This window comes from Arthrobacter humicola (assembly GCF_022803015.1).
Classification (GTDB): domain Bacteria; phylum Actinomycetota; class Actinomycetes; order Actinomycetales; family Micrococcaceae; genus Arthrobacter; species Arthrobacter humicola_A.
The window spans coordinates 52,195-71,776 of record NZ_JAFKON010000001.1 but is presented as its reverse complement, the minus strand read 5'-3'; the positions used below and the strand labels follow the sequence as shown (position 1 = coordinate 71,776).

The following is a 19,582-nucleotide window of genomic DNA, read 5'->3' as shown; positions in this document are numbered from 1 at the left end:
TGCCGGTTTGGCCCCCGCCCCGCCCACTGGCCCGCTGAACCATTCGTCCCGGGCGGAACGGCGGGGGTCCGTTCTGTTCTCCGGTGTGGCCTCCGCCTTTGAAGATGGGCCTTGCCTCGAATTTTCAACTGCCGCAGGGCTCGTTCTGCGTCCGCCGGGATGCCCATCAGTTCCGGTCCTCCTCCATGATGCGTCCAATACGGCGTTGCGTCAGCGCAGGGGCACCACCGTCGGGCAGCCAACAGGAAGTCCGTCTAAGGGCCAAGAAGCCGCTGAGCCCCCTACCTTCATCGAAGGTAGGGGGCTCAGGTAAAGGGAATGGCGGTCCGAGGTGAACGATGGCCAAACAGCGCCGGGCCAGTCAGCCCGTCAGTAGCTAAGGGACTGGCACCCCAGCGCGGACACCCCGGTCCGCAGGACGCCGGCCCCGGCGCTGGAGACACAGACGGTGTACTTGCCCCGCGCCTTGATGGGAATGGCGGCACGGTAGCCGTGGTTTCCCGGCACGCCCAGCGCGCTATTTACATCCGGCCGGGCCAGGTTGGCCGTGACGCTGTAGCTCTTGGAGCTCGAATCCGGTGACTTCACGGTGACGCGGACCGGAACACTCTGGCTCGTGAAGCCCGGATCCATGGCCCAGCCGGTCGCCACGATCGATTTATTCGTGCTGGTCCCGGACAGGCGGGCGGTGTCGAGGTAACCCCGCACCGGGGCGGCGGGCTGCGCAACCACATCCCGGCAGCCCAGCAGTGTGTTGCCCGCACTCAGCGGGCTCACGGAGATGCCGTAAGCGCACACGCGGTAGCGGCCGGACAGGGTGATCGGGATGCTGTTCTGGAATCCGTGGCTTCCGGTCAGCGAAAACGCGGCATTGACGTCCGGCCGGGTCCCGTTCGCGGTGAAGGGGTAGCCCTTGGTCTTGCCGTCCGGGCCCGTGACGTAGATATGCACGGCGTTGGAGGCCGCCGGTGTACCGGGTTCGTACGTCCAGCCTGACGCCGTGATAACCGCCGACGGCGTCCTGGTCTGCACCACAATGGAGTCCACGTAGCCGACCGGCCGCGCAGCAGGGGTCGCCGTAGCGTTCACGCAGCCCAGGAAGCCGTTGCCCTTGGTCAGGGTCGCGACCGCGATTCCGGTGGCGCAGACGCGGTACGTACCGGCCTTCGTCACGCTCACGGATGTCTGGTACCCGTGCGAACCGGCGATCCCCATGGCGGCATTGACATCGCTCCGGGCAGCGTTGGCGGTGGTGGTCACTGACTTGGTGCTGCCGTCGGGCGCCGTGACACTCAGCTGGACGGGGATCGACGCCGACGGGACGCCGGCGTCGAAGGACCAGCCGGCGACGTCCAGCCGCGCCGAGGCCCCGGCGTTGATGAACGCCACGGAATCCAGGTATCCGGTGGGCGGGTCACTGACGGCCACCGGGACGTTGCGGCAGCCCAGGGTGGTGTTACCGGCAGCAAACGGGGCGACGGGGATGGCGTAGGCACAGACCCGATACGTGCCGGTCTCGGTCGCCGGGACAGTGACCGCAAACCCGTGCGCGCCGCTGACCCCCAAGGCCTGGTTGACGTCCGGGCGCAGCAGGTTTGCGGTGAAGGCCTGGCCGGTGGTGGCCCCTGCGGGGGTGGTCACGTAGACGTGGACCGGGATGGACGCGCCTGCCTGGCCGCGGTCCACGGCCCAGCCCCGCAACTTGATGGACGGTTTGCCAGACACCATGGCGGTGGTGACCTCATCGAGGGATCCCTCGGGAGCGGGAGTGCCGGCCAGGGTGAGGGTCCGGCAGCCCAGCGCTGTGTTGTTGAAGATGCCGATCGCATAGGCGCAGGCCTGATACTGTCCGGCCGCTTTGACGGTGATCGACTCCTGGAAGCCGTGGTTTCCGCTGATGCCCAGCGCCGCGTTGACGTCGGCGCGCGGCTTGTCCGCGGTGAAGGCGTGGCCCGTCGTCGTCCCGTCAGGTGCTGTGACGTAAACGTGCGTCTGGGTGGAGGTGGAGGCCGCCGCCGGATCCACCGACCATCCGCGGACGTTGATGGTGGCGCCGGACGAGGTGACCGCGAGGGCTGCGCTGTCGAAGGAGCCCTTCGCGGGCGCACCCGGCGGACGGATCGTCACGGTGGCCGCGGTGTTGCTGACAGCGTCAATGGAGACCTTGGTGCCCGCGTGCGTTGTAAAAGCCTGGCCGGCCTGCCAGGCCTGGGTGTTGCTGTAGTAGCCGTTGAATGCGGTCGCCCGGGTGTTGGGAGGAAGCAGGATCGAGGAGTTGCCGCCGCCCTGCTGGGTGATCTTCACGCCGCGGTTTCCGTCCTGCGCAATGACGGAGTCGTAGCCGACCGGGGTGCGGAGTTCCAGGAAGTACACCTCGCCGGATTTCGGGTCCGTGAACTTCGCCGCGCGGTTGGCACCTGCTCCGGCCCAAGGCTTGAGGTTCACCGTGCGGGGGGCGGATACCGTGCCCAGGTTGGCGATCTCGTTGCCGTTGCCGAACCGGCCCATTTCCCAGAAGCTGGCGCTGATTTCCGGCATGAGGTCGAAGTGCGAAATACCCATGAGATCCAGGTTGTCGCCGTAGGTCTTGATGCTGCAGGTGGCATCCGCAAACCCGGCGAACGGCCCGGAGGCCACGTCCATGGCGCCGCTGCCGCACAGCAGGCTGTTGGCATGGTCCATGCCGAGGGCGTGCCCGAATTCATGTGCCAGGACCGGCGTGGAGAGCCGGCTGTTCTGCGGCATCAGGATGCGGCCGCCAATGTTGCCGTTGCTGTAGGTCATTCCCGCGGCGCCGTTGGTGAGGTAGGCGCCGGGGATGAACATGACCAGCGCCGTGTAGGAACTCTGCGTCCAGCCCAGCTCCTGGGAGACGATGTCCACGATCTGCGCCGGCGACTGCTTGGAGGTCGCGGCGGACTTGTGCAGCTGGCGCGAGGAGGCCAGCGCAATGTCCACCCGGCCCGCGGTGGCGTAGGCCCAGTAGCGGTTAGCGGCGCTGAGCGAGGCCTTCGCCGCGGCCATGGGGACGGCCGCGTCCGTTTCGGCTGCAGTCTTGTCGGCCAGCTGCACCGTCACCAATGTGGTCTTCAACGTGCCGGCCAGCGGCGCGCTGACGTAGGTGTACTCGGACTTTGCCCTGCCTGCGGGAGGTTCCGGGCGCACAAAGTCATCCACCTGCGGCTGCGGGCTCGGGTCCGACACCGCCGGCACCGCGCCAGTCTGCATGCCAGCCGACGGCGCCAGTGCGCCGGCGGACACCTGTCCGGCGGGCGGCACCTCGACAGCGGCCTCGGCGGCCTGCGGCAAGGTTGCTGCCAGCATCACGGCGGCAATCACGGTTGCCGCTATGTTTAGTTTTCGCAAGATTGCTCGCTTAGGGGTGAGACCGAAGGTGGAGACCTGTGGTGGGAGCGACGTAAGTTGCCTATAGCATAAACGGCAATCCACATCTGTCACCCCAGTAACTTTGATCTCCAAAATCACAACTGCATCACGCATTCTTTTGTGCAAGTTTTGGCGCAGAACCGGCGCACCATTTCGCCACCTGAAAACCCCGTGCCAAACTCTTAGCCGTGCCTCCTTCCGTCGCCGCGGTGAATACCGCCACCCGCAGGGTGCTCGCCGTCGCCGTCGGAGGCCTCCTGCTGTGGCTGATCATCGCCCTCCAACTTTTCGTCAACGTGGACCCGCTCAGCCTGCACCGGACGGACGCCGTCATCATGCTGGGCGGCGCGGCGTCCGAGCGCCTGCCGGTGGCGCGCCAGTTCCAGGCCGATTTCCACGTTCCGGTCCTCGTGATCTCGCACACGGACACGTTCGGCAACCGGGCGGCGGATGAGGCATGCAATTCAGCCGCCTTCCCCAACGCGGCCGTCATCTGCTTCCGCCCCCCGGACCTGGACACCCGCGGCGAAGCACTGGCAATCTCCGGCCTGGTCAAGGCCAACGGCTGGAAGTCCGTCACCGTAGTGACGTCCAGTTATCACCTCACCCGCGCGGGGCGCCTGATTGGCCAGTGCACGACGGCGGACGTACAGATGGTTGCCTCACATCCGGACCTGGATTTGGGCCAATGGCTGCGGCGGTTTGTGATCGAAACCGGAGGACTGATCGACGCTTCCCTGCGGCCGGAATGCGCCAATCAGTGAGCGAAAATGTAAGAATTGAAGCCGTCAGGTCGAAGCCGGACGATTCATTGAACTGAGGAGGACGATACGTTGGAGAACCCTGCCGACGGCGCTCCCCCACTGACCGCAGCACCGCGGCACTTGCGCCGGCGCCGCCTGCACGAGGACATACCAGATACACTCCTGGTCCCGGACGCCGAGCCGCTTCCGCTGCCCGCAGGCCGCGCAGCGCGTGAACAGGCGGCCGAAGAACCAACGCCCCGGGATCGACCAGCCTCGGCCAAGCGGGCCGCCGAACTGGACCCCACCGACGAAGAAATGGCCTACCGCCGCAAGCGCCTTGCGGCACTGATCGCCGTTCTGGTCGTAGTGGTCAGCGTCCCGGCCCTCGTGATCGCCTTGTTGCTGCTGGGCTGAACCCGCCCGGCCTAGCCGTTACAGCACAACCAACCTTCTGGGGGATAGTCCATGCACAGCATCATGCCGATCTTTGGAACCAGGCCGGAAGCCATCAAGATGGCCCCGATCGTCAGCGCCCTGCAGGAGTCTGCGCACTTCGACTGCATCGTGACTGTCACCGGGCAGCACCGCGAGATGCTGGACCAGGTCAACGAACTGTTCGGCATCGTCCCGGACCACGACCTCAATATCCTGCGGCAGGGCCAGACCTTATCCGCCATCATGACGCGCACCATCGACGGCCTGGAGACACTCTTTGCCGGGTCGAGGCCGGACGCCGTCGTGGTCCAGGGCGATACCACCACGTCCACGGCCGCCGCCATCGCGGCCTTCTACCACGGCATCCCCGTGGTGCACGTCGAAGCCGGGCTGCGCAGCGGCGACCTGCTCTCGCCGTTTCCCGAAGAAGCCAACCGCAAGATCACCAGCCAGATCGCCCGCCTGCATCTGGCCCCCACCTCCACCAGCAGGGAAAACCTGCTGCGGGAAGGCGTCAGCCCCGAGGACATCGTCGTGACCGGCAACACGGTGATTGATGCCCTTCTGGCCACGGTGGACAAACAGCTCCCCTTCACGGACCCCAGGCTGGAAGAGCTGGCCACCAGCGGCCGCCGAATCCTGCTGGTGACCACCCACCGCCGCGAAAACCAGGGCGATGCCATGCGCAATATGGGACGCGCGCTGGCCCGGATCGCCGACGCCGAGCCGGAACTGACGATTGTCCTTCCCGCGCACAAGAACCCGGTGGTGCGCGAGGCGGTGCTGCCCGCGCTGGACGGCAAACCCAACGTGCTCGTCACCGAACCGCTGGCCTACGGCGAGTTCACCCGCCTGCTGTCCGTTGCCCACCTCGTGTTGACGGATTCGGGCGGCGTCCAGGAAGAAGCCCCAAGCCTGGGCAAGCCGGTCCTGGTGATGCGGGAAAACACCGAGCGGCCCGAGGCTGTGGATGCAGGGACGGTGCTGCTGATCGGCACCGACGAGGAACGGATTGTGTCCGAAGTGTCCCGGCTGATCCACGATCAGGGGCACTTCGCCGCAATGGCCAACGCCGTCAACCCGTATGGGGACGGCAAGGCCGCCGCGCGCACCGTCGCAGCCATCGAAGAACTGGTAGGCGTGGGATCCCGGATTGGCGAATTCGACGGCGCGTAGGCGCCCGCCGGATTGCCACCATGTCGACGCAAAGTTAACCCAGCATTAACGTCGAGTGGCCAGCGCCATTCGGCGCCACCGACGCTGAACCCTTATGCTTGGACGCGGGGGAAGCGCCTCCTGGCCCGTGCACAGGGTCCCGGGGCGATCTCTAGCGATGCAATGGCTCGCCGCTCCCGCCACCAGGATCGCTCGTAGAAGAGGAAAAGACACATGAAAGTCCAGGCCGTAATTCTTGCCGCCGGAATGGGAACGCGGCTGGCGCGCCCACACCCGAAGCCCATGACAGAGCTCAGCGATGGGCGCACCATCATGCACCAGCAGGTCCAGAACCTGCAGAATGCATTCGGCAAAGGCCTGCGCCTCACGATTGCTGTCGGGTTCAAGCTCGAAATGATCCTGGAACACGTACCGAACGCGTCGTTTGTGTACAACGAGAACTTTGACCAGACCAACACCTCCAAGAGCCTCCTGAAGGCAATCCGGAATTCGGCCAAGGGCGGCGTGCTCTGGATGAACGGCGACGTCGTGTTCGATCCGGACATCCTCCAGATGCTGATGCCCTACATCAAGCGCGATGAATCATTCATCACCGTCGATGTGTCCTCGGTTTCGGATGAGGAAGTGAAGTACACCACCGACGCCGACGGCAACATTCTGGAGCTCTCCAAGGCCGTGCCTGCGGACGTTGCCCGCGGTGAGGCTGTCGGCATCAACTACGTCAGCTCCAAGGACAAGAAGAAGCTCCTCAAGCGGCTCATTGAAGTCGATGACCAGGATTACTTCGAAGGCGCGATCGAGCTGACCATCAAGCAGGACGACGTCAAGTGGACCCCGGTGGACATCAGCGAGTTCTACGCTGTGGAAGTTGACTTCCCGGACGACCTGGTCCGGGCCAACGCCAGCATCTAAGGGCAGCATCAAAGGGCCACATCAGCAAGTGCGTGAGCAAAGCAAGAAGGAACTATCGCGACGGGACGCCGCTCGCTGGGCGTTTGGCGGCGCGATCGGTGTCACCCTTTTGGGGATATCGGAGTCCTCCGACGGAACTCCGAGCACACCCCCGCCGGGTGCAGCGGCGCTACGGACAAGTGGCTCGTCAACAACGTTGGACGCCACGGTTGTGCTGGGACCCCGGAAGGTGTCGAAGCTTCCCTACCGGCGGCTCACACGGGGTCCGGGTATCGAAGCACAGGTACGCGAGGAGCTTTGTGCCCGCATACGCCCGGCAAACGGCGCGAGGAGCGGGCTGGCTGCTTTTGGGCACCTGACTGATAGTCATGTGCTGGATGCGGCCAGTCCGGGGAGACTGTCCTTTCTTTGGCAGTACCTCGACTTCTCGGACGGATTTCCGAACTCGGGGAAGTTTCGCCCGCACGACCTTCTGACCGCCCATGTCTTGGACGCGATGGTCCGCAAAATGAATGTCATCGGGCGCGGACCGGTCAGCGACCGGGCTCTGGACTGCCTGGTAATTACGGGCGACCTCACGAACTCCTTTGCCGTCAGTGAACTGTCGGCGGCGATCGGCGTAGTTAAGGGCGGTCCCGTGACGTCGTCTCCGAATGGAGTGTACGAGGGGATCCAGGATCATGGTCCGGCCCCGGTGGAACTGTCCAAATACATCTGGCATCCCGAACCGGAATCCACGCTGAGGTCTCCGGATGAGTGGAAGAGCCGTTATGGGTATCCCACAATTCCGGGATATCTCTCGGCCGCACTGCAGCCGATAGCGGCGGAAGGTTCGGATTTCCCCTGGTACATCGGCGTCGGCAACCATGATGAATCCGGCCAGCCGGCGTCCGGTCCCATTTCTCCAAAAGCCGAGTTCGTCGGTGCTCTTCGAATCGGCGACCGGCTGCCCACCCGGCTACCGTCCGGCATGGACACGACTGACTTCTGGGAAACAGTCAGGACCTCCAATGACAGTGAACGCCGGAGCCTCATCGCTTCGCTGCCGTCGAGAAAAGTGCCGCCATCGAAACTTCGGCGCGCATTCAGCAAGACGGAATTTATGGACGCGTGGCCGAAGGACGCAGGAAATCCACGGTTCCGCTCCGGTTCCGGCAAGGGTTCCCGGGCCGATCCGTGCTACACGTTCGACCTGTCGCCGGATGTTGTCGGCATCATGTTGAACACCGCAAGTCCCGACGGCGGCACTGAGGCGGCGCTGGACGCCGCCCAGGCGGATTGGCTGGAGGAACAACTGCAGCGGGTTTCCGGGAAGTTCTACGATGCCGAGGGCAAACTCGTCACCTCGAAGGCCGGCGACCGTCTCGTAATCCTGTTTGGCCATCACCCGCTGTCAGCCTTTGCCGCCAAGCAGCCCTCGTCCGGCGACGGGCCCACTTTCCTGAGCCGATCGAAGGTCCTGCGACTCATCGCCCGTTTTCCCAACGTGGTCGCCTGGGTGAACGGTCACGGACACAAACACCGGGTGACACCGCACAAAGCCATTTTTGAGCATGGCGGATTCTGGGAAATCACTACAGCCTCGCTGATTGACTATCCGCAGCAATCGAGAATTGTTGAATTGCTGGACAACGGCGACGGGACCCTGTCAATCGTGGCGACTCTGGTTGACCACTCTGAGCCCGACAGCGTGACGTACGGAGAAAGCCAGACTCCGGGTTCCCTTGCGGCCTTGAGCCTTGAGCTCTCCATGAATCGTCCAGGGCTTGATGTCGAGGCCGTGCGGGGAAGCGCCGGAGACCAGAATGTTGACCTTGTCCTGCTGAAACCGTTCTGACGTAGACTGCCCGGCAGCGGTCGGGCGTTTGCGCTCGTGCAACGATTTACTCGGACCAAAAGATCATGAAGCTACAACCACCGGTTGGAACAGACGAAAGAAGCGAATCAGACAATGCCAGGTCACGACCAGAGCCAAGCAATAGCTTCGCTGAAAGCCACGGCTAAGAGGAACCTTCGGCGTGTGTGGCGGGCATTGCCCAAGGAGCAGCAGACCAAGTTCCGGAGAATGGCACACCCCGCGAACCTGGCCCGGGTCCAGCGGATGCTGGGGACAACGGGGGTTGCACGCCTTCAGCTAGCGCGGCTCACTGTTGTCGTCCTGGTCACAGACTATGCTCCCAATCCGGAGGCCACGCTGCGCAGCGTGGTGGGCCAGCAGCCGTCCGCACTGGACATGATCGTCGTCGACACGTCCTTGGCCGGCCTGGGCAGAACATCCGCACAGGCGTTCGTGCGGCGGGACGGCCGTGTGAAGTACCTCGCCCTGCCCGGCACCGGCGAGGAGGAAGCCCGGAACCGGGCTGTGGCTTCGTCGCGGGCCCCGTACCTGATGTTCCTCACGGCCGGCGACGTGGTCGAAAACCGGGGCCTGGACATCATGTACCGGTCGCTGCGTGAGACAGGCTCATCCTTCGCCGTCGGCATGACAGGAATATCCAAGGGCAAGTCCAGCACCACCCCATCCTGGCAGCGGGAGATCCACGCTGAACCCCGGGCCGCCGCGGCCGTCGCGGACGTGCCGGAGATACTGCTCGATGGTGCACTCGCCAACAAGCTTTTCACCCGTGACTTCTGGATCTCGGCCACTGCCGACGTTGCACTCGCCCGGGAGCACTGGCAGTACGAGGCAGTCGCGACCCTTTACATGCGCGCCGAGTCATTCGACATTCTTGATGCCCAGGTCATAAACACGTCCATTGACTCCGCAGTTCGCCCTCCTGCCCGCGAGCTTCTGTGCCAGACGGAGTACCTCAGTGACCGCTTGCACCGGCTTGAGGCCCTGGCCTCCGTGGTCAACACGGTCTCGGCTCCTGACCACTACCGGCGCTGGCTATCCGGAGAACTGGGCAATGGGCTCTTCCGTTACTACGAGGTCGTGCCGCGTACGGAACCCGAGTATTGGGATCTGTTGCACGCCACCGTGCTGCGCCTCAGCGACGGCCTGGATCTGGACTGGAATGCCATCCGGATCCACAACCGGCTGATCCTCTCCGCCGTGCTCACGGACTCACGCGCGGACGTAGTCCGAATCTGCAACCACCGGAGCGACTACGGTTCCAGCTTTCCGACGCTGATTACGGACTCCGGGATCCTGGCGCAACCCCGGTACCTGGCTGAGCTTTCAGGCTACGATCCGGATCTGCTGGCCTGCAGCGATGACGATCTTCAAATGGTGAGCAGGATGACTCACTTCGACTGGCAGCCCGACGGCCGGCTGATGATCGGAGGGCATGCGTACATCTCCTCCGTGGACCCGGCTGACGGCAGCCTCTCCATCCATGCGTCCTTGGTCAACGCCAGCAGCGGGGCGACAGTCGCTCTGGCGGTGGAGCGCCACTCCGACAAGTCCATCGACTGGCAGTCCAACGACAACTGGACGTCCTACGCCGAGGCAGGATTCAGTGCTGTCATCGATCCGGCCGTGATGTTGGCAGACGATGAGGCCACGGCGCCCGCCAACTGGCACGTCCTCCTGACTGTCAGCGCCGGCGGCCGGACAATCGCAGCGCCGTTGAGGCTCCGTGACCTGACCGGGTCCACCGGGCAGTTGCCCGTGGGGCCCATGGTGGGCTCGTCCCGGATGGCAGTGGAGATGCGCGCTGCCACCACTGGCCTGACCTTCGTTCCGGTGACGCCGCTCTACGTGGCGACATCCGTGGACCTCACCGGGCGAACCCTGCGGCTGACTGTTGAAGCCGCTGACGGGGCCCCCGTTCCCGCCAAAGTATCCATCGAGAGCCGAAAGTTTGGCATCCGGAAGACTGCGACTTTCCAGGAAGTTGACGGAAACCGGGCTGTCTACGTCATCAACGTCCCGGCGCTGGGCAGTGGCGCCGGGAATACGACCGAATATGAATGGCAGCTGCGCCTGGAAAGCGGCGCCAAGGGCCCGCAGCCGGTGGCGTGGCCGGAGGGAACCGCGGAGTTGGAGTCCCGCTCGGATCAGACGCGAAGCCTCAGGCTGGGACTGACCGGTTACGGCTTCATCACCGTCGAAGAGCGCAAGAGCCGAATCATTGCTTCGACCGTCGAAGTCTCAGCCGACAAGCGGACCCTGCGCATTGCAGGCACAGCGGACATGCATGTCATACGTGCACCGCGGGTTGTCCTCTCCAGCGGGAAGGCCGTCATCCCGGCGACGGACGTTGTCCTGCAGGTCCGCACCAACGATGGAAGCAATGCGTTCACCGCCGATTTCCTGCTTCCGCAGAACCCGTGGGGCGGCGAGGAAGTGATGCCCGAGGCGGGCGCCTACAGCGTGCGGTTCGTTTCCCCGGGAGTCGCCGACACCCTCGGCCACTGGATCCCGGCGTCATCCGGTCTGCAGAAGCAGATGCCGGCAAGGATGGACGCGGACCGGCTGGAGGTAGGCGTGAGCCGCACCTCCAAAAACGGTGCGCTCACTATCCACCTGCGTCCGCCGTTCGCGGCGGACGAGGTGGGAAGGTTCGAGCAACAGACGCTGCGCACTCCGGTCACGCTGGCCGGGAGCAATGAACTCAAGGACGCCGTTCTGTTCATGTGCTTCGGCGGCCGCCGTGCCACGGACAGCCCGCGACGCCTTCTGGAAGAGTTCCAGCGCAGGAGCAGCCAGTGGCCGATGTACTGGGCCGTCGCTGATTTCTCGGTGCCAGTGCCGGCCGGAACCGAACCGGTGCTGATCGGCTCCCGCCTTTGGTACCAGCTCCTGACCGAGTCCCGGATCCTGATCAACAACAACAATTTCCCGTTCTACTTCCGTAAGCGCGAAGGTCAGGTCTACATCCAGACCTGGCATGGCACTCCGCTCAAGAAGCTGGGCAACGACGTCGCGCGGACGAGCTTCTCCCTCTCCTACTGGAACCTCATGTGGCGCGAGGCGGAGTACTGGGATGCCCTCCTGGCGCAGAATGAATACGCCGCCGGGGTCCTTGCAAATTGCTTCGGCTTCGAAGGGCGGGTAGTAACCGAGGGCTATCCCCGCAATGACAGCCTTACCCCCGAACGGATGGAACAGAGCCGGGCCGCCATCCGGACCAAGCTGGGCATCCCCGAGTGCAAGACCGCGATTCTTTATGCTCCCACCTGGCGCGACGATGCAAAGAACGCCTCCAGGCAGTACGAGATGGTCACGTACCTCGATTTCGAAAAAGCCCAGCAGCGGCTGGGCAGTGATTACGTGCTGCTCCTGCGCGGACACCACAACATCGCAAGCCAGCGGCAGACGGCGGCCAACAAGTTTGTGATCGATGTGACCGAGTACCCGGAGGTCAACGACCTCTACACCGCCGCAGACATCCTGGTGAACGATTATTCGTCCGTCATGTTCGATTTTTGCGTGACGGGCAAGCCGATCATCTTCCTGACCCCGGACATCGCGCAGTACCGTGACTCGACCCGCGGCTTCTACTTCGATCTTGAGGGAAAGGCTCCGGGCCCACTCCTCAGCACGACGGAGGAAGTCGTTCATTCCATCCAGAACATCACGGACGTCTCCCGCCAGTTCGCCCCGAAATACGAAACGTTCGTCAAGATGTTCGCGCCCTACTGCGACGGGCAGGCGACGGCGCGCGTGTTCGATGCCCTCTGGCCGAATGGCCCGAGCGAACCGCTGATGGTGGGCACTGACAGCTCACCGTCCCTCCGCGAGAACTAGTCGCACCCGACAGCACAGGAATACCGGAATGGCCACCGCCAGCCGGTCATGCCACACGGCAGCAACCAATTTAGGACCCATTACAAATGAGCCCAGCGCAAAACACGATTGAACATGGCCTGCTTCTCGAGGAAAAGATGGAGTGGGAGACGGCCGTCGAGGTCTACACCGCCCTGCTCGCCGGGGCAGCAGGCGCCGACGCCGAACTGGCATTCCGTCTTGGGCATGCCCACTTCCACCTCGGGCAGTTCGATCAGGCTGCGACGCACCTCCAAACAGCTACGTCGCTGCAACATGGCATGGCTTCATGGCACTACCGGCTCGGTTACGTCCAGGAACAGTTGGGGCTCTTGGCGGACGCTGCCGAAAACTACGTCATTGCACTTGAGCTGGAGCCACACCGGGACCGCTGGCAGCGAAGGCTAAGCGCCGTGCGGGCTGCATACGCTATATCTGAGCCGGAACTGGCCCTTGTCCTGGCACAGCGACGGAACCCTGACTACCACTCGGAAAAGCTCACACGTCTTCGGGAAAACAAAGGCCCATTGTGGCAGGAACTGGAAATTCTGACTGCTGGAAAAGAAGCCCATGAAGGCAATGCCGCATGGCTTGCCCAGCTCGGGGCTGCACAGTTCGGCATGAAACGCTTCGGGGAGGCTGCGGCGACCTACGCCGAAGCTAACGCAATTCTTCCAGGGAACGCCGAATGGTATTTCTACGAGGGACACGCCAATGCTCTCAGTGGCCAGACCCAAAAAGCCGACGAAGCGTACGCCCTGGCCGTTAGTCACGATAAGAATTTCAAATCAGACGTCGTGGGTATCGGTGCATTCTTCCAGAAAAAGGGCGCGTGGGTAGAGGCGCTGGGACATTACCAGGATCAGCTGCGCAGGCAACCGGCCAATGCCGAGGTGGCCTACCGGGTCGGGCTGGCATTTGACCGGTGCTACCGATGGGCCGAGGCGGCTAAAGCGTACGAAGATGCAATCACACTCAAGCCGGATGTCCCGTACTGGCACTATAAGTTGGGGCTTGCCCGTGAGCGCAACTTCCAGTGGCTTGAAGCCGGAGAAGCCTACGGGGACGCGTGGCGGCTGGATGCATCCAAGAAATATTGGGCGTATCGAGCCGGCTACGCATTGGAGACAGCCGGTCGGGCCGAGCAGGCGTGTGAGTATTACCTGGTCTCAGCGTCCTACCCGGTGCCGCCGTCGCCCGCCGGCAGCCCAAACGCCGCAGAGGATAGTGACGGGTCACACCTCAAGGATTTACTGCACCAAATGGTGCCGGCACTGGCGGCGAAACAGTCGTCCGAGATTATGCAGCGTGCCGGCGACTTTTCCGCCCTGCTCGGCGCCTGGGACAGCGCAGAATCCGCGTTCGCTGAGTCCGTTGCCCGGAACAATGACTTCAGTCCCCGCTCCTTTTACTATCTCGGCGTCGCGCGCCACCGGATCGGGGACTTCACATCCGCCTGTGCTGCCTTCCGTCAAATGCGGATCTTCAAGACATCAGATGGCATCGACGTCGAAAGCTACCTGAAGAACAAGGCTCAGAAGAACAGCCTGGAGTACGTTGAGTACTACGAGACCCTTCCGCTGGAGCCGAAAATCATCCTGTGGGAAAGCAACCACGGCTCCTCCATAGGGTGCCACCCCCTGGCACTTTTCGACGAGGTCTGCTCCGATCCGCGTTACCAGGAATTCAGTCACTACTGGGCCATTAACAATGAGGACAACATCCCCGATCGTCTCCGGGGCCGAAAGAATGTGAGGTTTGTCCAGACAAACTCGGACTTGTACAAGAGAGTCCTGTCCTCAGCCGCACACCTCGTGAACAATGTGTCGTTTCCGCCGTATTTCATCCGCAAGGATGGCCAGAAGTACCTCAACACCTGGCATGGGACACCGTTGAAGACCCTGGGCCGGGATATGGCCGGCGGTCCCGTCGCCCACGCCAACATCGCCAGGAACTTCCTGCAGTCAACCCACATGATGAGTCCGAACCGCCACACGTCCCAGGCCTTGATCCAGCGCCACGACATTGAGGGCCTTTTCCGGGGCAAGATTGCGGTCACAGGCTCACCACGAATTGACGGCCTGGTAAACGCTGACGAGTCCAAACGCCTTCAATTGCGGTCCCAGCTGGGCATCGCCGCGGATGACTCGAAGCCGGTGGTTCTCTACGCTCCCACCTGGCGCGGCGCCTCGGACGACAGATTCGTCGACGCCAGCAAACTTCAGGAAGACCTCGCCGCCATGCGCGGAGCCAACCATCACTTGTTTTTCCGGGCCCACCGCCTCACGGAGGGACTCCTCGACGGATTCGATGCCGGCTCCTCGATTGTCCCCGGTGATATCGACACGAATGACCTGCTTTCCGCGGTGGACGTGCTCATCACGGACTATTCGAGCATCTTCTTCGACTTCCTCCCCACGGGCCGGCCTATCGTCTTCTATACCTTCGATCTGGACGACTACTCACAGGACCGCGGTCTCTACTTCGACATGGAGGAGATGCCCGGCACCCTCGTGCGGGAAAGGTCGGATCTCGCGGCAAGCATCCAGAATTCGCTGACTAGTGATCCGGCGTCCGATCCTCGGTATCTGGCTGCCAAGGATCAGTTCTGCCCCTGGGAGGATGGCAACTCCGCCAAGAGAGTGGTCCGGTTCTTCCTCGAGGACGACCCCGACGGACTGGCTGATGAACCTGCCGAGGAGAAGACCACTCTCCTGTTCCACCACGGACTGCTCCCTAACGGCATTGCAACGTCCTTTCGGAACTTGGTCTCCAGTCTGGACACCTCGCGTTTCCGTGCCGTCCTGGTAGTTGAACCTGCAGTCCTGGCAGCCAATCCCGCGAGGCTGGAAAAATTCAGGGAACTGCCTGACCACGTCCAGATCATCGGCAAGGTCGGTGTCCAGTCCCACACACCGGAGGAACGCTGGATCGCGCGAAAGTTGACGGCGAACCTGGACCTGCCTTCAGCGGCACAGTGGCAGATCTATCGCTCGTCCTTTGCCCGTGAATTCCGTCGAATCTTCAGTGACAGCCAGTTTGATTCGGTCATCGAGTTCGACGGGTATGCGCCGTACTGGTCAAGTTTGGTGGCCTATGGTCCGGACCATGCGCATAAATCGATTTACATGCACAACGACATGGCCAACGAAAAGCTGATGAAGTTCCCCGTGCTGGAAATCATTTTCCGGCTGTACCGTGATTTCGACGCGCTCATCTCCGTGGCGTCCAGCGTTTCCGACAGGAACCGCCGCGAATTGGCCGGACCCTACGCCCTCGAGAGCACAGCGTTCACGCACTGCGATAACCAGATCGACCCGGGCCGGGTTAACAAGGGAGCCGCGGAACCCCTCGACAGCGACATCGCCGAGTGGTTCGAGGGCGGACTCTACAACTTCATCGCAATTGGTCGGTTGTCCCCGGAAAAGGACCATCGAAAACTGATCAGGGCCTTCGTGCGTTTCCACGACTCCCATCCCGGAGCCAGGCTCATGATCGTCGGTGACGGGCCCCTCCGCTATGAACTCGAGAAGCTGATCGTCGGCCAGAAGGCTTCCGACTACATCTGGCTGGCCGGCCAGCGGGCGAATCCGTACCCGGCGCTGAAGCACGCCCATTGCTTCGTCCTGTCATCTCTCCACGAGGGCCAACCTATGGTCCTCTTTGAGGCCATGATTTTGGGTGTTTCGATTGTCTGCACCGAGATGCCTGGACCGCGGGATGTCCTGCAGGACCGCTATGGCCTGATTGTGGAGAACTCGGAGGACGGTCTGCTTGCGGGGCTGGCAGCAGCCGAGCGTGGCGAGCTTCCCCATGAACACTTTGATCCTTCGACCTACGTTGCGAGCGCGCTGAACCAGTTCTTGACCCACAATCTCACTGAAGGGGACCCGGCCAGGGTCTAATTGGATTGCGGCAGGCCGCGACCACGATACTGTCAGTAGCGAAGTTCCCGGAAGGAATGAGAAGTCCACATGAAGTTGGTTAGTCCCTATACATCCTCCGCGCGTCCCGTAAACTTCAAGTTTCGAGCCGCGCGGAAGGGGGCTAAGCACCTCATTGTCATATTTACCTCCATCCGCGCCGATAGAAGTTGGCTTGACTTCGACCACGACGGTCCACTGCTGGCCCACAACAGGGCCAATCTCCTTTGGATCTACGACGACTTTGGCGCGGAATATTCCTATTACCTGACCGAGAATCGTAACTTCGAAATCGAGGTGGCGGTTTCGCAGCTCATCGCTGAAGTAATAGATCAACTGGGCCTGAGCAGCAGCGACTGCACGATGGTGGGGATGTCCAAGGGCGGTTCGGCCGCACTGCGTCTTGGAATTAGGTGCAATGCCAAGAATATTTTGGCCCTAACACCCCAGCTCGCCATAGGCTCCTACCTGTTGAATCGAAAAAGAACAGCGATCATCGAGTACATGAGCGGCAATACGCTCGCGACGGACATCGAGTGGCTGAATTCATTAGTTCCGGAAGTTGTCCGGTCCGACTCCAACAGAGATCGAAACATATACCTGATCACTTCTCCGTACGATCCCCATTGCATAGATTATCTCGATGAGGTTCTGCCTTATTTCCGCCGTTACTCGAATTTTAGTCTCATTTCGACAGCGTCAGATCTGACCCGAAATCATCTTCAGACGCTCCACTACAATGTTCCGTTCGTCGTTTCCCTCCTAACAATACTTGCCGAGGGACTTGCACCACGGTTTGGAGAGGATTCCAACGGGTTTGGTTTTGACGGAAGCGGCCACAGGGACAAACACTTCAAGCTCGGTCCAAAACACGGAGGACTCCTGGCGGGCCCCGGATAGAAATAATCCAAAGAAGTTTATTCGCGGAGCTGGAAGCCAGGCGCGAAGAACCGTCTGGTCGATTTGAAGAATTTTCACATGCAGAGAGAGAACGAACGCTGTCCATGGCGCGCAAACAAAACGTTCGGATGGTTGTAGAGCCATCCTCAATCACGATGGCCGGGGCGACTCCTCTGGTGCGATCCGCGCCCAGGCCCCTCAATCAGAGACAACACAGCTACAGTGAGGAATTCGATTCTACGACCCTCTTTTACGACGTCTTTCAATCCGATGATAGAATCGTGCTTTCTGGACCACCGCTCCTCAATTTGAAGGCGGCGCTTGATCGCGCTGAATTCACTGACGACAGTGGCCGTGTTCTTCCGGCGCATCTTGAAGATATGGACCGCACGCAACGGTCATTTCTTCCGTCGCCGCAGGGATCCACGTTCATTTCGATCTTGTCGGATGAATTCTCGATTTCTACTTCCGTAGGCCCCGACCTGCGAGAAGTTTTCGCCGGGTTGAATGTCCTGTTCACGAAGTCTAAAGACAACCACTTGATCTGGATCCGCGATTGGGCGGAATTCCACGTCAAGCACCATGGCATCACCGGCCTGCTGATTTACGATAACGGGTCGACTGCCTACTCACCTGAGGAAGTCCTGCAGACTGTCGGATCCGTTGACGGGCTCACGTCAGTAGTAGTCGTGCGCTGGCCTTTCAAGTTCGGCCCCCAGGGCGGCGGTTGGGACGGGTTGAACGATGCCCCTTGGGACTCGGATTTCTGTGAATACGGGATTATGGAACACGCACGGTGGAGATTTCTCCCCTTGGCCAAAGCAGTCATCAACGCAGATGTCGACGAGTTGGTCCTGGCCAACGACAGGAAATCCGTTTTCGACGTGCTGGACTCCTCGTCGGCTCCGGTGCTCCGGTACCCCGGCCGATGGATCGAAAAGACGTCGGCCGTGCCCGGACGCGTCCCCCGGCATTCGGACTTTTCCACGTATGACATTTCGAGGGGGAACGCTACTGCCAAGTGGGCAGCAAGGCCTGCCGATATCCCCGAAGTAGCACAGTGGAAAACACACGGCGTCCCGGGCGCCGACACCACAGAGACCACAGACGTGATGCACCGACACTTCATGGCCATTAGTTCTGACTGGAAGCGGTCTCGAACGGGCACGCGAAAGTTCACGCCAAGTAATCAAAGGACCGATCAAGCCCTCGTAGATGCGGTGAGGCATGCCTTTGACCTGGATTCAGCTGAGGTTGACGGTCCAGTCGCTGCGGAGAGTCCCATGCTGGTGGTCCCCCACAAAACCCTGGTTGCACTTCAGGGGATACTGGAGCAGGACAAGACACTCGGTTTGCATGCCACAAAGCTATGGTTCTATTCCACTCGCTGCCTGGTCCTGGACATGGAATGGAGCCGTCGGCGAGTCGCGATCGATATGGTACTGACCGACGATGACATCGTTGTCAAATTGCATGCCAGAGATGCGGTCGGCCAGAAGCTACTGGAGAGAGTGGTTTCCCAAACCGGCTGCCTTTTTAGGTCGGGGAAATATATCGTCGCGCGAGTTCGACTTGAGGCGGTTCCGAGCGCGACTGCTTCGGCGCTTCTCCGGATTATCAATAATCTTTATGTGAGGGGCCAGGAGCCGGACGACAATCCCGCTGTCGGACTCGTGGCTGAGGGCCTAGCTTCCAACTAGCTCATCAGCGGAAAAGATCGAAGGGACGGTGTCCGGAATCTCGTTCATTTGGAGATGCTTGCGGACCCAATTGATTTTTTCGCGATGAACCGTGGCCGGCGACCCCAGGGCGAGAGTGAACGGCGGGACTGGACGCGACCGTGTGACAACACTTCGTGCCCCGATCACGCACCCGCTGCCGATCGTAGAGCCAGGCATCACGAAAACTTCCTGGCCTATCCACACATGGTCACCGACCGTGATGGACTCGGAATGGTTGATGCGCTCACCCGTGACGCCGTCATAGATCGGGTGGGAATCGTCAGCGCGGATGCGGCACTGGTTGGCGATCAGCACATCATCGCCGAACGTAATGTTTGCGCCTTCCGCCGTCGTTATCTGCAGGTCAAACCCGCTGTAAAACTTGTCGCCCATTGAAACAGTGCAGTCCAGGCCCAAGGTGATCCGGCCCCGGTACCAGGCCCACACCCCCATCGTCACCGATGAGTTGTCCCGGTGAAAAACAATTGATCCGCCGAACTTGGATCCGCTTCCAAAGACGACCAGGCAATTGGAGCCCTTGAACTCTATCGAGGCGCCAGGGGAGCAAGCGGGCGACCCTACAATTCTGTTCCCTTTTGCGTCCGAGTACTCCCGGATGTCCTGGCCCTTCAGTATTACCGTCATTGCTGTCCCTCAGTGTCTCTAATG

The 19,582-nt window shown here is 61.8% G+C and carries 12 protein-coding genes; 9 read left to right on the top strand and 3 right to left on the bottom strand.

Going from position 1 to position 19,582, the window contains the following annotated elements; all coding sequences use genetic code 11:
- Nucleotides 1–369 precede the first annotated feature (369 nt).
- Nucleotides 370–3,366, bottom strand: coding sequence for a M10 family metallopeptidase domain-containing protein (locus tag ARTB_RS00275; RefSeq protein WP_243177147.1), 2,997 nt, complete (start codon nucleotides 3,364–3,366; stop codon nucleotides 370–372).
- Between the two features lie 209 nt (nucleotides 3,367–3,575).
- Here ARTB_RS00275 and ARTB_RS00270 point away from each other — a divergent pair, with 209 nt between their 5' ends.
- From ARTB_RS00270 to ARTB_RS00245, 6 genes are all read left to right on the top strand, one after another.
- Nucleotides 3,576–4,151 (top strand): YdcF family protein, encoded by a 576-nt coding sequence (locus tag ARTB_RS00270; RefSeq protein WP_243177146.1) that lies wholly within the window; start codon nucleotides 3,576–3,578, stop codon nucleotides 4,149–4,151.
- 69 nt (nucleotides 4,152–4,220) lie between these two features.
- Nucleotides 4,221–4,547: a hypothetical protein gene (locus tag ARTB_RS00265; protein WP_243177145.1), complete on the top strand. Its 327-nt coding sequence runs from the start codon at nucleotides 4,221–4,223 to the stop codon at nucleotides 4,545–4,547.
- 51 nt (nucleotides 4,548–4,598) lie between these two features.
- Nucleotides 4,599–5,744: a non-hydrolyzing UDP-N-acetylglucosamine 2-epimerase gene (gene wecB / locus ARTB_RS00260; protein WP_243177144.1), complete on the top strand. Its 1,146-nt coding sequence runs from the start codon at nucleotides 4,599–4,601 to the stop codon at nucleotides 5,742–5,744.
- Nucleotides 5,745–5,957: 213 nt separating this feature from the next.
- Nucleotides 5,958–6,656, top strand: a complete 699-nt coding sequence (locus ARTB_RS00255; RefSeq protein ID WP_243177143.1) for an NTP transferase domain-containing protein — start codon at nucleotides 5,958–5,960, stop codon at nucleotides 6,654–6,656.
- A gap of 229 nt (nucleotides 6,657–6,885) precedes the next feature.
- Nucleotides 6,886–8,493 (top strand): TIGR03767 family metallophosphoesterase, encoded by a 1,608-nt coding sequence (locus ARTB_RS00250; RefSeq protein ID WP_243177142.1) that lies wholly within the window; start codon nucleotides 6,886–6,888, stop codon nucleotides 8,491–8,493.
- A gap of 228 nt (nucleotides 8,494–8,721) precedes the next feature.
- Nucleotides 8,722–12,351 (top strand): bifunctional glycosyltransferase/CDP-glycerol:glycerophosphate glycerophosphotransferase, encoded by a 3,630-nt coding sequence (locus ARTB_RS00245; RefSeq protein WP_243177141.1) that lies wholly within the window; start codon nucleotides 8,722–8,724, stop codon nucleotides 12,349–12,351.
- 80 nt (nucleotides 12,352–12,431) lie between these two features.
- On the opposite strand, the gene ARTB_RS00240 is transcribed toward ARTB_RS00245, so the two are convergent.
- Nucleotides 12,432–12,647, bottom strand: a complete 216-nt coding sequence (locus ARTB_RS00240) for a hypothetical protein (protein ID WP_243177140.1) — start codon at nucleotides 12,645–12,647, stop codon at nucleotides 12,432–12,434.
- Between ARTB_RS00240 and ARTB_RS00235 the strand changes: the two genes are divergently transcribed.
- The 3 genes from ARTB_RS00235 to ARTB_RS00225 all read left to right on the top strand — a co-directional run bounded on the left by ARTB_RS00235 (nucleotide 12,558) and on the right by ARTB_RS00225 (nucleotide 18,892).
- Nucleotides 12,558–16,274 (top strand): CDP-glycerol glycerophosphotransferase family protein, encoded by a 3,717-nt coding sequence (locus ARTB_RS00235; protein WP_368859390.1) that lies wholly within the window; start codon nucleotides 12,558–12,560, stop codon nucleotides 16,272–16,274. The genes ARTB_RS00240 and ARTB_RS00235 overlap by 90 nt on opposite strands.
- Nucleotides 16,275–16,343: 69 nt before the next feature.
- On the top strand, nucleotides 16,344–17,192 hold the full coding sequence (locus ARTB_RS00230) for a hypothetical protein (RefSeq protein WP_243177138.1): 849 nt from the start codon (nucleotides 16,344–16,346) through the stop codon (nucleotides 17,190–17,192).
- Between the two features lie 281 nt (nucleotides 17,193–17,473).
- A complete protein-coding gene (locus tag ARTB_RS00225) occupies nucleotides 17,474–18,892 on the top strand; it encodes a hypothetical protein (RefSeq protein WP_243177137.1) in 1,419 nt (472 codons plus the stop codon).
- Here ARTB_RS00225 and ARTB_RS00220 read toward each other — a convergent pair.
- Entirely contained in the window at nucleotides 18,878–19,558 is a 681-nt protein-coding gene (locus ARTB_RS00220; RefSeq protein ID WP_243177136.1) for an acyltransferase, read from the bottom strand. The genes ARTB_RS00225 and ARTB_RS00220 overlap by 15 nt on opposite strands.
- Nucleotides 19,559–19,582: the final 24 nt, after the last annotated feature.